This window comes from Fervidobacterium islandicum (genome assembly GCF_000767275.3).
GTDB classification, from domain to species: Bacteria; Thermotogota; Thermotogae; order Thermotogales; family Fervidobacteriaceae; genus Fervidobacterium; species Fervidobacterium islandicum.
The window spans coordinates 1301027-1315972 of the sequence record NZ_CP014334.2 but is presented as its reverse complement, the minus strand read 5'-3'; the positions used below and the strand labels follow the sequence as shown (position 1 = coordinate 1315972).

Genomic DNA, 14946 nt, shown 5'->3' with positions numbered 1-14946 from the left:
GACTCTGTTGATGTTTCAGGGGTGAAAAAATATGATTGAAATCAGCGAAAATTCTCTTACGCTAAGAATAGGTAACTTTGAACTTGCCCATAGCGAAGATTTTCCCATATTTGCAGTGGGTCGAGGTGAGAATACGTACGAGATGTCGCACGGGAATTTCAATATTTCAAAGTACTATAATGAGAAAATACCTCTGAGAAAGTTCAAGGTGCTTTCGAAAAATGAAAATCAATGCGAGATACTGTTCTTTTCCCCAAGTGGTGAGGAACTGAAGAGCAAATTCAGTCTTATTGCTGATAAATTAACCATTGAGATTTTGTCGGCTTCAAAGAATTTGAACAGATTTTGGATTTACATACCTACTTATGAGAGTGAAGAGATATACGGATGTGGGGAACAGTACTCGTATCTGAATCTAAGAGGTAAGAGAGTTCCACTGTGGGTCTCAGAACAAGGCGTTGGGAGAAACAAAAGAGACATTATAACTCACTTTGCAAATTTTAAGGACGATGCGGGCGGAGATTGGCACACAACTTACTTCCCGCAACCAACGTTTGTTTCCAGCAGAAATTATTATTCGATAGTGCACAGCTATGCTTACAGCGAATTTGATTTCTCTCATAGGAACTTTCATGAGTTAGAAATACATGAGATACCTCAGAAAATCGAATTTGGTACTGGAAATTCGCTTATTGACACCGTCGTAAAGCTGACCAAGAGTATAGGTCTTCCAAATCCTCTGCCTGATTGGGTATACGATGGCGTGATTTTAGGACTCCAAGGTGGGCGAGATGTAGTTGTTCCCAAAATCATGCGCGCACTTGAGAAGGGATTGAAAATCACAGGTCTTTGGATTCAAGACTGGGAAGGCAAACGTATCACAACGTTTGGAAAACAACTGATGTGGAACTGGGTTTACGATGAGAATATGTATCCCAATTTACCAGAGATGATAGACCAGCTTAGAGATATGGGAATCAGAACACTTGGCTACATAAACACATTCCTGGCTTTAGAAGGTTCGCTTTACCAAGAGGCTTCGAAAAAAGGATACCTTGTTAGAAAACCAAACGGGGAAGAATACCATGTTGTTGTAACCACGTTCCCTGCAGCACTTGTCGATTTTACAAACCCAGAAGCCAGAGAATGGATAAAAAAAGTTATTAAATCAAACATGATAGGAATTGGACTTTCTGGGTGGATGGCTGACTTTGGAGAGTATCTACCAACCGACGCGGTGTTGTACGATGGAACACCAGCAGAGCTATATCACAATAGGTACCCCGTGGATTGGGCGAAGATTAATGCAGAAGCTGTCGAAGAGGCCGGAAAAATGGGCGAAGTTGTGTTTTTCATGAGGGCAGGTAATCTTCACAGTGCAAGATATTCAACCCTTTTCTGGCACGGAGACCAACTTGTGAATTGGTCAAAAGACGACGGATTACCGTCTGTAATTGTTGCAGCACTCTCTATGACCATGTCTGGTATTGGACTTACGCATTCAGATATTGGCGGTTACACTACATTGGCGAAAAACGTGCCCGATATCGTCGTCACTAAGCGCACGAAAGAGCTCTTCATGAGATGGGCAGAGCAGTCGACGTTCACGCCGGTTATGAGAACCCATGAGGGTAACTGGCCGGATGAGAACTGGCAGTTCGATTCCGATGAAGAAACTTTAAAGCACTTTGCCAGGATGAGCATGGTGCATTATGCATTGAAACCTTACATAAAACAGCTTGTCGAAAAGTACGCTTATGAAGGAAAGCCTATAATAATGCCACTGAACTTGAGGTACAGAATCGAAAACACAGAAGAGTTGAAATATCAGTACCTATTCGGGGAAGACCTGCTGGTAGCTCCGGTTATAGAAAGTGGGCAGGATACAAAGAAGGTCTTCATTCCAGATGATGAATGGGTGCACTTGTGGAGCGGCAAAAGATATACCGGTGGTACTTACGAAATAGAGGCTCCAATTGGATATCCTCCAGTTTTTTACCTGGCTGATTCTGAATGGAAAGATGTTTTTGAAAAAGCAGGTGATATGAAGTGATGCAAGCAAAAAGAAAGCTCAAGGTGGGCCTTGTTGGTCTCATTCAGTTAAATTACAGAGGAAATAAGCAAGAAGTATATAACAAAAGCGTAGAAGGCTTGAATAAACTGTCACAAGAACTTGGGTTTGAATTCTACTGGCGCAAAGATTTTGTTGTAACGAAGAAAGATGCTGCTGAGGCACTTAGAGAAATTGAGGACCAAGGTGTAGATTTCTTGCTAGTACAGTCTACATCGTTCTCGTCAGGATATTTAATACAAACATTGGCTCAAACAAAGGCTTACCTTGGTCTTTGGGCAGTTCCAGAGATAACCAAGTCTGGTCCGCTGCCACTTAATTCGTTCTGCAATATGAATTTAAACATGAGCATCATGGATAGGTTCATGCCTTATTTAAGCAAGGATGCTAAGTGGTTCTATGGATTTGTAGAAGATGAGCTTTTCAGAAGAAGATTTGAAGTATCGATAAGGGCACTCAGGGCCATAGTTAATGTGAAAGGCTCAAATTATGCACTCGTTGGTGGACGTGCACCGGGTTTTGACAACCTATTCTACGATCCGAGGATATTATTTTCCAAATTCGGTGTCTCTGTTGATGAGATAGAGTTTGGGGATTTGAAAAAACTGTTCTTTGAGCAGAGTGAAAGTAAAGTCAGGGAGGTCGAAAAAGAAATCCGTGAAAAGTACGTGATTGCGGATACGTTCACGGAGGGTTTCGTAGAAAAGATGGCGAGGCTTGTCAGTTCGGTGAGGGAACTTGTTCAGAAAGGCAACTACGATGGGCTTGCCATCAGCTGCTGGCCAAGGTTTAGGAGTGAGCTTGGGATGGTTCCCTGCGGAGCATACGCTTTCCTTTCTGACGAAGGGCATACGACCGTCTGCGAAGGAGATGTTGTCAGTCTGCTAAGTATGAAAATGCTTGAATACATATCAGGTTATCCTGCGATATTGATGGACTTATCGAGCTTTGACATGTCGGATAACAGTATATTCTTGTGGCACTGCGGGATTGGAAGCAAATACTATAGCAGCGCACCCTTGGTTCTGGAAAGGCACTTCAATCCAGGACCGTACATAGAAGGCAAAGGATGGTTGGAGATGGCACCGGTATCGAGTATGAAATTTTCAAAAATGGCGGCCACGATAGCAAGGATTGGGAACAATCTGTCTGAGTACTTCGTCTTGACAGGTGAGTTTATAGACGACGAAAGCAAGCCGGATTACTTTGGGAGTAGGGGCTGGCTTGGAAAGGTGAAGTACTTTGGTGAAGAGATTAATGCGCTGGATTTGATGAACACGTTGCTTGTTAGGAAATTGGAGCACCACTTTCCAGTTGTGAAAGGGATTTGGGATAGTGAAGTTATTGAAGTTATGAACTGGTTTGGACTTGCTGGCGTAAAGAAAGTTCCATACAAAGACTATTATCAGAACTATAAACTCTTGGATTAATGAAATTCAGAGGAGGAATATAAAATGGATGAAAAGAGGATAGTTATCGGTTCTGATAAATCGGGTTTCAACCTCAAAGAAGCTGTGAAGAAACACCTTCAGGAAAAAGGATACGAAGTAGAAGACGTAGGAACATTAGATCCTGAGAACTGGCTTCCATACTATGTTGTTGCACCACGAGTAGCTAAGAAAATACAATCTGGTGAATACAAAAGGGGCATCTTGATTTGTGGCACAGGTGCTGGTATGTCCATCGTTGCCAATAAGTTCAAAGGTATATACGCTGTTGCTGTTGAAGGTAGTTATACCGGAAAGATGGCAAAAGTGGTTAATAACGCAAATGTATTAACGATGGGTGGTTGGGTGATAGCTCCCGAGCAAGCGTGTGACATTGTGGACAAATGGCTTGAGGCTTCCTTTACCGAAGGGTTCCCGGAATGGCGTCAAGAGTTTCTCAGAAACGCGTATAAAGAGGTTCAGAAAATAGAGGAGGAGAATTTCAGGTAATGGTGAAAAGAAAAAGATTCGCAACTATAAAAGATGTAGCAGAAGCATCAGGCTTTTCGATAAATACCGTATCGCGAGCGTTAAGTGGTCGTGGGTATGTAAAAAAAGAAACGAAAGAGAAAATACTCAAGGTTGCGGCAGAGTTAGGATACACAAGGGACTGTACCGCAAGTGCGCTCAGAACAAGGAAGACGCATTTAATAGGTGTTGTCGTTGTTGATAACACCAATCCTTTTTACGCGGAAGTAATAAAAGGAATAGAACTCGAAGCTCGGAACTACGGATACACCATATTACTTGTGAACACAGATCGAAGCTACGAAAACGAAGAAAGAGCGATAAACACATTACTACAAAGGCGAGTTGATGGTTTGATTATCACCGCGGTACAAACAAAGATAGACGACATTATAAGATTAGTTCAGCAAGGGATACCAAACGTTGTAATAGGAGCAAGGTTCGAAAAGATACAAACAAACTACGTTTGCAGCGATGATGAACGCGGTGGATATATAGCTATGAAATATCTTTTAGACACAGGGCACAAAAACATTCTTTTTTTGAATGCACAAAAACATAAATATGCCTCGCGGGTAAGGGAAGAAGGTGTGAGAAGGGCTTTAGAAGAATTTAAATCGGAGATGTCAGAAGGACAGATAAGCTTAGAAGTGATATACTCAAACGAAGGTTTCGAAAGCGCATACGAAACTTTCAAAACGTTCGTTATCAGGAAAGGTCAAAAGTTCAACTACGATGCACTGCTGTGCTACAACGACATCTTTGCTTATGCAGCTATCAAAACACTGAAAGAACTCGGATTCAAAGTCCCTGACGATGTTTCAGTCGTTGGTTTTGATGACATAAGCTTTTCCTCAATAATTGAACCACCTTTGACCACAGTGGCTACCGACAAACTCAAGCTTGGTTCGGAAGCATTTAAGAGTTTGATAAAAAACATGGAAACAGGTTCGGTTTCTCAAATTATTCTGCCTGTTGAATTGAAGTTAAGGAACTCTACTTTGAATCGCATACCACAAGATCTGTAACAACTATCTCTTCAATTTGTGTTAAAATATTATCAGGGAAAAAATAATAGGCGAAAGGGTGGTATGGATATGTCTGACATTAGCACAATTATCAACAAAAAGGTTGATGAGTATTTTGATCAAATCTTGGAAGCTCTCAAGAAGGTTATAGCCATTAACTCCGTAATGGGTGAGCCGAAGGATGGAATGCCTTTTGGCGAAGGACCTGCAAAGGCTTTGGACGAAACATTAAAAATAGCTGAGGAGCTGGGCTTCAAAGGTGTAAACGTGGACAACTACGCTGGGCATGTTGAATATGGTGAAGGTGGCAAGCTTTATGCTATTCTTGGGCATCTTGACGTTGTTCCTGAAGGAGACAGAGAAAGATGGACGAATGATCCTTTTGAGCTTGTAATCCGTGATGGAAAGATGTACGGGAGAGGCGTATCAGATGACAAAGGTCCAAGTATCGGAGCACTTTTTGCATTAAAGATTGCTTCGGAACTGGTCGATAAACCAAAAAACAGAGTGAGAGTTATATTCGGAACAAATGAAGAAAACGGATCCCAGTGCTTGAAGTATTATTTTACGAAAGAACCATATCCGGACGCTGCCGTGACACCAGACGGTGACTTTCCAGCAGTTTTTGCTGAGAAAGGTATTGTTACTTACTCCATAAGGCGAAAGATTTCAAAACATTATTCCACAAAATTACTTGAGCTAAGGGCAGGAACAGCCGCTAACGTCGTTCCCGAAGAATGCGTTGCGGTAATTGAGACAGATAAGGTGAACGAAATAGCCTACCTTGTTTCTAATTATGTCAGCTCTTGCAAGTATGAATATGAGGTTATTGGTGATAGTATTATTGTGAAATCGCTCGGAAAATCTGCCCACGGTGCGCACCCAGAAGCTGGTATCAACGCGGCAGCTGGTATGCTGGAATTACTTTCAAGGATCGATTTCGGACCAGAAAATGAGACAATTAGGGTGTTGTACGAACGTCTTGGGAAAGATTACTACGGTATAGGTCTTGGCATATCTGGTCAGGACGATGTGAGCAAAAAGTTGACCTGTAACCTCGGGATTTTAAAACTGGAAGATGACACTATAACAGCAGTGATAAACATCAGACATCCGATATTCTTCAACGTCGATATGATAACAATGCAGATTAAAGAAGCTATGAAAGGTTTTGAAGTCGAGAGGATGAGCTATAGCAAACCGCTCTATGTGTCAAAAGATAGTGATTTCATGAGACTTTTACTGAGAATATACCGTGAAGAAACAGGCGATATGAGCGAGCCAATTTCTATTGGTGGAGGAACTTACGCAAGGAGCGTTCCATACGGTGTTGCTTACGGTGCGGTCTTCCCGGGGGAAGATACGCACATGCATCAACCAGACGAATGTTGGTCTTTGGAATCGTTTAAAAAGTTCATACGAATATACACAAAGTTAATATACTGTTGGCTTAGTGAATGATAAATCAATAAGATAACATAACAAAGAATGGAAGGCAATTCCCCCCTAAAAGGGGGGATTGCTTAAAGAAAGGGGTGAGCACATGAAAAGCTTTTCAATCAATTTGAAAATTTTATCAACATTAACTCTGACCTTGTGCATATTTATTTCAGTTCAACTGCACGGAATTGACTGGAGCAAACCGATGTTTGTTGGGAACTATCCCATTTCTAATTATGATCAATCAAAGCCAGAGAGTGCGTTTGGTTGTGTATTTGCTAAAGAAATATCTGTAAGAGTTGTGCAGAATACACTGGTGGCTGTAAATAAATTCAAAATTGACACCATAAATGCTGAACCAGGTGCCGGACCGTTTGCCAGAGTAGCACACACTTATGCTGTGGATTTTAACAAAGATGGATACGCTGATATGATTGCTATAACTTACGACGCGAAAGTTTTTGTAAAAAGAAACACTATGCCAAACACGGGAAATATTAATTTCGATGATAAAACTTCTTACATCATTCCATCCATATCTAATGGTGAGGGTAGTTTGGTCGTTGATGACTTTGATAATGACGGTAAAATCGACTTATTCTTCTACAGTTCCAAGAAGTCTAGTAATAAAGCAGCTTTCATCAAAGACGCGACTGAAAATCCTGTTATTACTGTAGAAAGTATTTCAATAGATAGTAAGTTCTCTACTAACTGGACTGTTAGTGCAATGGCAAGCTTTGACTTTGATAAGGATGGTTTCAAGGATATCATATACGCTGACATGAGTGGAAGGGTTTGGTTTTGGAAGAATGATCCAACAAAAGGCAACAGGAGATTTTTTACTACTTCACAAATATACTTACTATTCTCTGATTCAGAAATTGGTACAACTGCTTCTGAAGGTGCTGCGGTCTTGGACATTGCGGATTTAAATGGGGATGGGATACCGGACATAGTAGCAGGTAATACCGACAAGAGAGGTATATTCATATATTATGGTGAAAAGGTCAACGATCAGATAAAGTACGATCCTTCAAAAAAAGTTGCTATCGTGAAAACCGACGGAGATTTAGGAAGTGCCGCTATGGTGGATGGTTCAATCCCAAACTCCAAAAATCCAAAAAGCCTTCCATCTTTTGCTCCAACAATAATTAAAGTTACGGATGTGGATAGAGATGGTTATCCAGACATCTTCGTTGGAACGGATGCTTGGCGACAAAATGCAAATTTCGGTGGTTCGATATACTTGTTTAGAGGAAAAGACAGAGATTCAACTGGAAAACCGCGTTTTGTGAGTCTTGAACTTGTTAGGGGAAGCTATTCGAGTGAAAACAAACCTCCATTTGACTTTGATGCTGGGACTATAGGTGACCTTGATAACGATGGGATACCGGACTTTGTTGCAGCGGATGGGAACAATTCCGGAAACTTCTACAAAATTGTAACCAAGACTGTGAAAAAGTACGAAATCAAGCCCGGAATACTTGTTAGTGACAAGCTGACGAATGTTGTGGATTACAAACTTCAGGATGGGACAGTAGTAAAAGGTATTCCAAGAAGTGTGCTACAGAATCACTTTGTGCAAGCCATGGAAGTTGAACTAGAATTTACCAAAGATGGTCAAGGGACTGTTGAGTTGAGGTATTCTAAAACATATATTAACCGACCCGAACTTATCGATCCGAATAATTTTCCAAGAATGCTTGATCCAGTTCAGATAACCTCAGCTCAAACCGTGAAAGCCAGAGCAGTTCTCGAGACTCCATCACCAGATCCACAAATAATAATAGTTTTAAAACCAGCCAATGAGAACACTGCTCCCCATTTGAAAAGGATAACTTACAGAATTTGGACTGCACCGGCAAGAGTAGAGATTAAGGGGTTCAGATGGTTAAAAAGTGAGTTTTGAGATCACTTGAGAGTTGTAGGGGTGATAGTTTGAGAAAGGGTTCTTTGCTTGTTGAAGCTCTTGTAGCGATGATCATTATAACTTTCTCCATAGGTATAGCTATGGTAAGTTCGTTCAACTTGCTCCAAAAGTCGTACGAGAACCAGGCTCTTGTTGAGCTCGGTGATATTCTTCTTAACGAATGTGAGAAGATAATTACGCAGAACCAATCACAGATTTCTGACTCGTCAAAGCAAATCGAATACCATGGTAAAAAGTTCACGGTAACTATTACGCGAAAAACAGTAAATTACCGTGGCAAGTTCATCCAAACTTCTGAACCGGCGGATACAACTCCTTTGAATATGTCCAGCCTAGCTAACACTGTTGTTGTAATCGTTAGGGTGACAGATTCAAAGGGACGTTACATTGAGACAAGGGTGGTGCCGAAACAATGGTAATTTTTTCTAAACGTTCGCGCCGTTCCATTTTCCGCAGTGGATATACTTTAACTGAGATGATAATTGCTATGCTTATCATAGCTTTAATTTTGGGAATAGCAACCCCGATAGTTTATAATCTTGCGAAGAACCTTCCTGCAGAGGCTAAGCTGACATCTGTTTCCCAAAAACTGTTTTTCCTACTTTCCGATGCACGACGTGAAGGGTTCAACGGTAATTCTATTGTGTGTATCAAGTACGAAGATAGAGAGTTTCTTGCGTTTATAGACAACGATTTTGATGGTCAAACCGATAAGAAGGATAATAATGGTAAGGAAGAGTACATCGCACGATTTGATTTCCGCGACTCTGATTACTCAGGAATGATTTTTAAATTCAACGAAAGTGAAGTAACGAGAATTACAGATTTATACACGATAGATGGAATATTTGTAAAACATTTGTCAGGCTCTAATTTTGACGTATCGTACTCAAATTGTACCTTTGAATTCTCTCTTCAAGGGAAGTCAGTTTTTGTAAAAATCGAAGATTCTTATCCAAAGATAATCGAAAAATAAAAATCATGCTTCTTACTTGCGGAGGTACATGTGACTATGAAAAGAAAGGGTTATACATTTGTTGAAGTATTGATAAGTCTGGTTGTGATAACGATATTTTTCGGAATTCTCACCTTGATAGTGGACATGACTTTGAGGTCGTACAAAGTTTCGAAAGCTACGCTCCAGTCACTTTATGCAAATACCTATGTGAATTTTCTTTTCGACGTCATGGAAGGAGAACTAAAATGGGCTGGTAGTGGTTCATCTTTGCTTGTCAATCAACGGTATAAAGACGATCCTAACAAGAAACTTCAAAAGCCGAAGTTTACACTGGGAGTTGCAAGCAGCTACACTCGACCTGGGGAGAATTATAAACAGATAACTGATCATCTATGGTTGTACGATAGCATAGATATTGAAAAAACAGCTGACGGTTTCAGGATATATGTAACGTATGTGATAACTTATCCCGTTGTGCTGAAGAGAAATAACGACAATCCTCCCACTTATTCCCCACTCCAAAGTGGGTATTTGGGGCCCTCCGGCTGGGCAATAATTACAAATGCGTTGTCACCTTCAAGTTCCGAGTACAGGCCTAGGTACGCGAAACTAAGGTATTATTTGAATGGTCAGGTTTTCAACGGTGGATATGTTAAACCGACGGATAAGTTTACTTTAAAAGAAATTAATCTTGCTGTTCAGTCTGTATCGACAGATTTAGACCTACTCTCTGAAGATAAGTTTGTATACCCTGTAGCGCGTTTCAAAAACGCTGTCTTTAACAACGGTTATGTTACGCGTTCATTCAGACAAGTCATAATTGAGTACAATTCCACTGAAAAGAAATTTACAATGACAAGATTCATGCCTGCATTGGATTTGACTAATAACTATTTTCCGATAACACTACTTGAGAACGTTGAGCAAGTCGAAGCTAGTCTGGTCTACAGATACAGAAATGAAGAAGGAGGGATTGAAGAAAGAAGGATAAGATTCGACAACATGGCAGATTGGAATACTTACAAAAACAGTCCTGCAATCCAAACAATAAAGGATGACATCATAGGGCTTGAGCTGAAGATAAAATGGAAAATGTCTTGGGGATCTTTGGTAGGCAATACTGGAGAGATAGTCAAAACCAAATTCATAGTCTTTCCTCAAGCATCAAAGTAGGCAGTAGGTGGTGATAGAATGCTCAATTACAGAAATTTTAGAGAAGGTATCATCAACATATCGGTAGCGCTCCTCTTACTTTTGCTGTCTTCCATTGCAGCGGTCATGATTTCAGGGGTTATGAAAGAAGTCTTAGATATCAGCCAAAGAGTAGAAGCTTCTATTGATTCTCAAAAAAGCCGTATCGCTATAATGTCTGCAGCAAACATTTGGTCGAGATTCCTTACCGAAAACGGAGGTCTTTGGGATAACATACAACCTGTTGATGCGATTGGAAATCCGAAGGTAGGGAGTGCTTTGATAATAGATGATGACTATTTGAAGGTAAATTTGGCTGGTTCGGAAAGAATTATCAATTATATAATTGAGTCTACTACAGTAATGCACTCCGTAGAAGATAAGTACATATCCGTGGAATTTGGTTTAAAAAAAGACGGCGAAAAATTACCTTTTGGCGCAACTTTCGATTTCGGTTGGCCGGGATTTTAATAGTGTTCACTTTTTTTCTTCAAGCTCTATTTTCTTCAATAACTCCATCTGTTTCTTAAATTCCCGAATTCCCATATTTTGCAGTATGAAACGTCCAACGAGAAAGCCAAACGGTAGCCAAGTGACGTGGCCACTGGGGATTATGTACCTCTTCGGTCTACCAAGTGCTTCCCATAAAAGTTTTCTGCTTCTTCGTGGAAGCGCTTTGTCAAATAACGCTTCCACAAAGATGATTTTTTCTCTGTTAACGAACTGGGCATATGCGATGGGGTCTAATTTTAAGTAAGGATGTATATCACTTGCTTGCATTTCTTCCACATATTTGAATTGTTTTAAGGTCTTAAGTTGTTCTTCGAAAATCTCTTTTATCTTCTTTTGGTCATCGATAAAGTGTTTTATCTTTCCTTTCGTTTTTTCGCTTGACTTAAGTTTCTCGATGCTCCTTCGAAAGTACGCAAGTGTTGGAGAATGCCACATAAGGGTTGCCATTTCTCCACCTACGGTCATGAGAATTGTCTTTTTGAAGTCATCTCGGATAGCATTTATCATGACTGAAACCATGCCACCAAGACAGAAGCCAAAAAGGTGAGAATTCTCAACCCAAAGGTTCTGAGACTTTAAATGATCAACGACTGACAAAACATCAACGACCGATTGCTCCCAAAACCTTGTTGCTCTATCCACGTCTGCATCGAAGAAATCCTTTCCACTCACAGAACCGTGGGCTACTCTTGTGAAATTTCCCGGGAGGATTGGGAGAACGACCCTAACATTAGCATTCGCAAGGTGTGTTGCCATCCAGAGTAAAAATGGTATGTTTGAAGTGCCAAGACCGTGTAAAATGAATAGTATTCCGACTGGATCCTCTTTTGGATCAAAAAGGTAGTATTCAACAATTTCTGTCCCCTTTTCTGGGTTCGGGTACAATGTGTGGAAACGAGTGTAAATACCGCGAAATCTTTTTGATTTCATAATGTATCCTTGTGTAAAGTCAGTTATTTTGCCTCTATAATCAAAGCTCACCATAATTTTCCCTCCAAAAACGATGCTGTTTTCTGAATTATATCAATTGTCTTTTGATCTCTCAATACGAATTCAAAACCGTGGTCACCTTTCGAATGAATCAAGAGCTTCGCCACCAGCCCCTTTTCTCTGAGCCTTTTGAACATCTTTACAGAAGAGATATATGGCACGACAGAATCTTTCAAACCGTGCACAAGAAGAGTTGGTGGATAATTCTCGGTGATATTGTTGATAGGTGAATATCGTTCGTAAACATCTTTTGCTCTGTTTGGTAATCTCTTAAGCGTTGTTGCAGCTGCGAATCTTGCAAAAATAGAAGCTGAGCTCCAGATGTCAAGTAGGTCGCAAGGTGAGTAGTAAGCAACGACATTCTTTATCTTCTCAGGCACGCGACTTGCAGCTAACAAAGCAAGATGTCCGCCCGCCGAGAGTCCCATCAGTGACACTTTTTGGTTAAGTCCGAACCTTTTTGTCGTGTAGCTTTCCAAAAAATCTATAGCCTCGAGAAGTTCTTCGATTAATTTTTCTATACCGGCTTTGTATCCTCTTTCATAATCTATAGTTGCTACCACAAATCCTTTGCTTACAAGGTACCTGTACCAGGAGATATTGTTTGGTTGTCTTCTGTACCCGCTTATCCATCCCCCACCGTGTGCGAAGAGTACAATTCCCTTTATATTTTCGGTTTTCTTCATCGATTTGAGAGGTGGTGGGTAGAAGACATCAAGATATAAATTAGGTGCATACTCAAAGGTTTCGTTGCAATTTAAAATGTTTGATTTTCTTAATTCTTTGGTATCGGTAGGGAGTCTTCCGAGAATAGATTTTCTAATAAGTGGAATGTTCAGAATCAGAGTTACTATAAAAAATAACAAGAAATTGGAAAAAGCAAGAAATAGGGAAAAGAGTATCAAAATTCCCTTTAGTAACAATATTAGTCTTGTAATTCTCGCTACTCTTTCCATTTTTCTAAAGAAACTACCAGCGGGCTTTTCATCCATATATTCCACAATCCTTGTTCAACGGTCTTTCGTAAAAATTATACCACGGTGGGAACAAAAAAAGTGGGCCGAGCCCACTTTTTCAACCTTTTAATATTTCTGTCTTGCTCTTTATTGTTTTACGGAACCAAGGACGCCTTGGACGAAATGTTTTTGCAAGGCAAAGAAGACAACGAGCATAGGCAGAGTAGCTATAACAACTGCCATCATCACGACCCCGAAGTCGGGAGTGTATCCGGAAGCAATACTTGAGATCATAAGCACAATGGTTTTGTTCTGTTCACTTTGAATAATAACAAGCGGCCAAAGATACGCATTCCAACTCGTCATGAACGCATATATTGCCGCCGCAGCATAAGCAGACTTCATTGATGGAAGGACTATTGAGAAGAATATTCTTAGTTCATTTGCTCCATCAACTCTGGCTGCCATAATAATTTCCTTCGGATATTGTTTGAAATTCTGCCTAAAGAAGAAGACGAGGAAGACAGAAGGTATCATTGGTAATATAACACCCCAGTGCGAGTCTATGAGATTGAAAAAGTACATAAGCCTAAAAAGAGGAACCATAAGTGCAGCAAAAGGGATCATCATTGTGAGCAGAATGGCACTGTAAACCTTGTTCCGAACTTTGGAGGAGTATATTTCAAATCCGTATCCTGCCATAGATGAAACAATTATCGAAAATACAACAACAAATATGGAAATCTTAGCTGAATTAACAAGTACCTTCCCCAGATTGTAATTTTCCCAAAGATTCTTGAAGTTCTCTACAAATTCAGTACCGAAGGAGAGTTTTCCTTTTAAAACATCGACGGATTTGTTCGTGCTCCCGACGATCATCCAGTAAAAAGGAAATACGGATATAAATGCCGAGATCGTAAGAAATATGTATATGAAGGTGTACCTTAATTTTCTACTCATTCTCTTTCACCTACCACTTTGAATTGGATGAAAGCAAGGACTGCAGCGATCAGAACTATAACGTACGAAATAGCCGAAGCGTAGCCAAAATTAGGAGAGTACTTGAAACATACGTTGTATATATACACAGAAGGAGTCAAAAGCGAGTTCCCAGGTCCTACACTTGACCCTGTTACAACGCCAGCCGCTAAGTTCATCGGTTCATCGAAAAGTTGCAAGGTACCTATCGTGGAGGTAATCGTCGTGAAAAGGATGATGGGCTTCAGCAATGGAACTGTAATTTTGAAAAACTGCACAGTTTTTGAAGCTCCATCAATTTCAGCAGCTTCGTACACTTCTATCGGGATGTTCTGGAGCCCTGCGAGATAGAACATCATATTGTAACCAGTCCATCTCCAAGTCAGTGCTACTATCAGCGTTACTTTTGCCCAGAAAGGATCTAGTAGCCACCTAATAGGTTCTTTTATTATTCCAACAAACATAAGAACATGGTTAACAAGTCCATCGTTACTGAACATTACTCTGAAGATCACCGTATAAGCAACAAGGGATGTAACCGCCGGAAGAAAGAGTGCAGTTCGGTATATTCCTTTAAATTTTATCTTTGGGTCGTTCAACAAAGTGGCAAAGATTAAAGCAAGAAAGAGCATGATGGGGACTTGGATTACGAGAATTGTAAGGATGTTTTTCAACGAAAGCACAAAGTACGTATCCTGGACAAGCTTTATGTAGTTACCAAAACCCACAAAAGTTTTTAAAAAACCTCTTGTTGAGAAGGTTGAGAGGTAAAGAGAGTAAGCGATAGGATAAAAAACAAAGAGAATAATACCTAATAGCATAAGGCTGATAAATACCCATCCCCACTTACTCCAGATGTGTTCTAATCCACGCGTCTTCTTTTTTTCAGACATCTTTCCAATCCTCCTTAGAATTCTGAGAGGTATTAAAAATCCG

At 40.4% G+C, this 14946-nt stretch carries 14 protein-coding genes; 10 read left to right on the top strand and 4 right to left on the bottom strand.

Annotation, left to right across the window (positions count from 1 at the left end; all coding sequences use genetic code 11):
• Positions 1–31: 31 nt before the first annotated feature.
• From NA23_RS06220 to NA23_RS06175, 10 genes are all read left to right on the top strand, one after another.
• Entirely contained in the window at positions 32–2053 is a 2022-nt protein-coding gene (locus NA23_RS06220; protein ID WP_033191895.1) for an alpha-glucosidase, read from the top strand.
• Complete coding sequence (locus NA23_RS06215; RefSeq protein ID WP_033191894.1) at positions 2053–3501, top strand: hypothetical protein; 1449 nt, start codon at positions 2053–2055, stop codon at positions 3499–3501. The genes NA23_RS06220 and NA23_RS06215 overlap by 1 nt, the downstream gene beginning before the upstream one ends.
• A 24-nt stretch (positions 3502–3525) precedes the next feature.
• A complete protein-coding gene (locus tag NA23_RS06210) occupies positions 3526–4008 on the top strand; it encodes an RpiB/LacA/LacB family sugar-phosphate isomerase (protein ID WP_033191893.1) in 483 nt (160 codons plus the stop codon).
• Entirely contained in the window at positions 4008–5054 is a 1047-nt protein-coding gene (locus NA23_RS06205; protein WP_033191892.1) for a LacI family DNA-binding transcriptional regulator, read from the top strand. The genes NA23_RS06210 and NA23_RS06205 overlap by 1 nt, the downstream gene beginning before the upstream one ends.
• A gap of 69 nt (positions 5055–5123) precedes the next feature.
• Positions 5124–6515, top strand: coding sequence for a dipeptidase PepV (pepV, locus tag NA23_RS06200; protein WP_033191891.1), 1392 nt, complete (start codon positions 5124–5126; stop codon positions 6513–6515).
• Positions 6516–6597: 82 nt separating this feature from the next.
• Entirely contained in the window at positions 6598–8403 is a 1806-nt protein-coding gene (locus NA23_RS06195) for an FG-GAP repeat domain-containing protein (protein ID WP_033191890.1), read from the top strand.
• A 29-nt stretch (positions 8404–8432) separates the two neighbouring features.
• Positions 8433–8843 carry a hypothetical protein gene (locus NA23_RS06190; RefSeq protein ID WP_033191889.1) on the top strand — a complete coding sequence of 137 codons (411 nt, stop codon included), beginning with the start codon at positions 8433–8435 and terminating at the stop codon, positions 8841–8843.
• A complete protein-coding gene (locus NA23_RS06185; protein WP_033191888.1) occupies positions 8837–9400 on the top strand; it encodes a prepilin-type N-terminal cleavage/methylation domain-containing protein in 564 nt (187 codons plus the stop codon). The genes NA23_RS06190 and NA23_RS06185 overlap by 7 nt, the downstream gene beginning before the upstream one ends.
• Positions 9401–9436: 36 nt before the next feature.
• Entirely contained in the window at positions 9437–10555 is a 1119-nt protein-coding gene (locus NA23_RS06180; protein ID WP_033191887.1) for a prepilin-type N-terminal cleavage/methylation domain-containing protein, read from the top strand.
• A gap of 18 nt (positions 10556–10573) precedes the next feature.
• The gene (locus NA23_RS06175; RefSeq protein ID WP_033191886.1) at positions 10574–11044 is read left to right on the top strand and encodes a hypothetical protein; all 471 of its coding nucleotides are present in this window, start codon (positions 10574–10576) and stop codon (positions 11042–11044) included.
• A 6-nt stretch (positions 11045–11050) separates the two neighbouring features.
• Here the strand turns inward: NA23_RS06175 and NA23_RS06170 are convergent, their stop codons facing one another.
• The 4 genes from NA23_RS06170 to NA23_RS06155 form a co-directional block, all read right to left on the bottom strand.
• Complete coding sequence (locus NA23_RS06170; RefSeq protein ID WP_033191885.1) at positions 11051–12070, bottom strand: alpha/beta hydrolase; 1020 nt, start codon at positions 12068–12070, stop codon at positions 11051–11053.
• Positions 12064–13068, bottom strand: coding sequence for an alpha/beta hydrolase family protein (locus tag NA23_RS06165; RefSeq protein ID WP_084384060.1), 1005 nt, complete (start codon positions 13066–13068; stop codon positions 12064–12066). The genes NA23_RS06170 and NA23_RS06165 overlap by 7 nt, the downstream gene beginning before the upstream one ends.
• A 111-nt stretch (positions 13069–13179) precedes the next feature.
• Positions 13180–13992, bottom strand: coding sequence for a carbohydrate ABC transporter permease (locus NA23_RS06160; RefSeq protein ID WP_033191884.1), 813 nt, complete (start codon positions 13990–13992; stop codon positions 13180–13182).
• A complete protein-coding gene (locus NA23_RS06155) occupies positions 13989–14903 on the bottom strand; it encodes a carbohydrate ABC transporter permease (protein ID WP_033191883.1) in 915 nt (304 codons plus the stop codon). Before NA23_RS06155 ends, NA23_RS06160 begins: the two co-directional genes overlap by 4 nt.
• Positions 14904–14946: the final 43 nt, after the last annotated feature.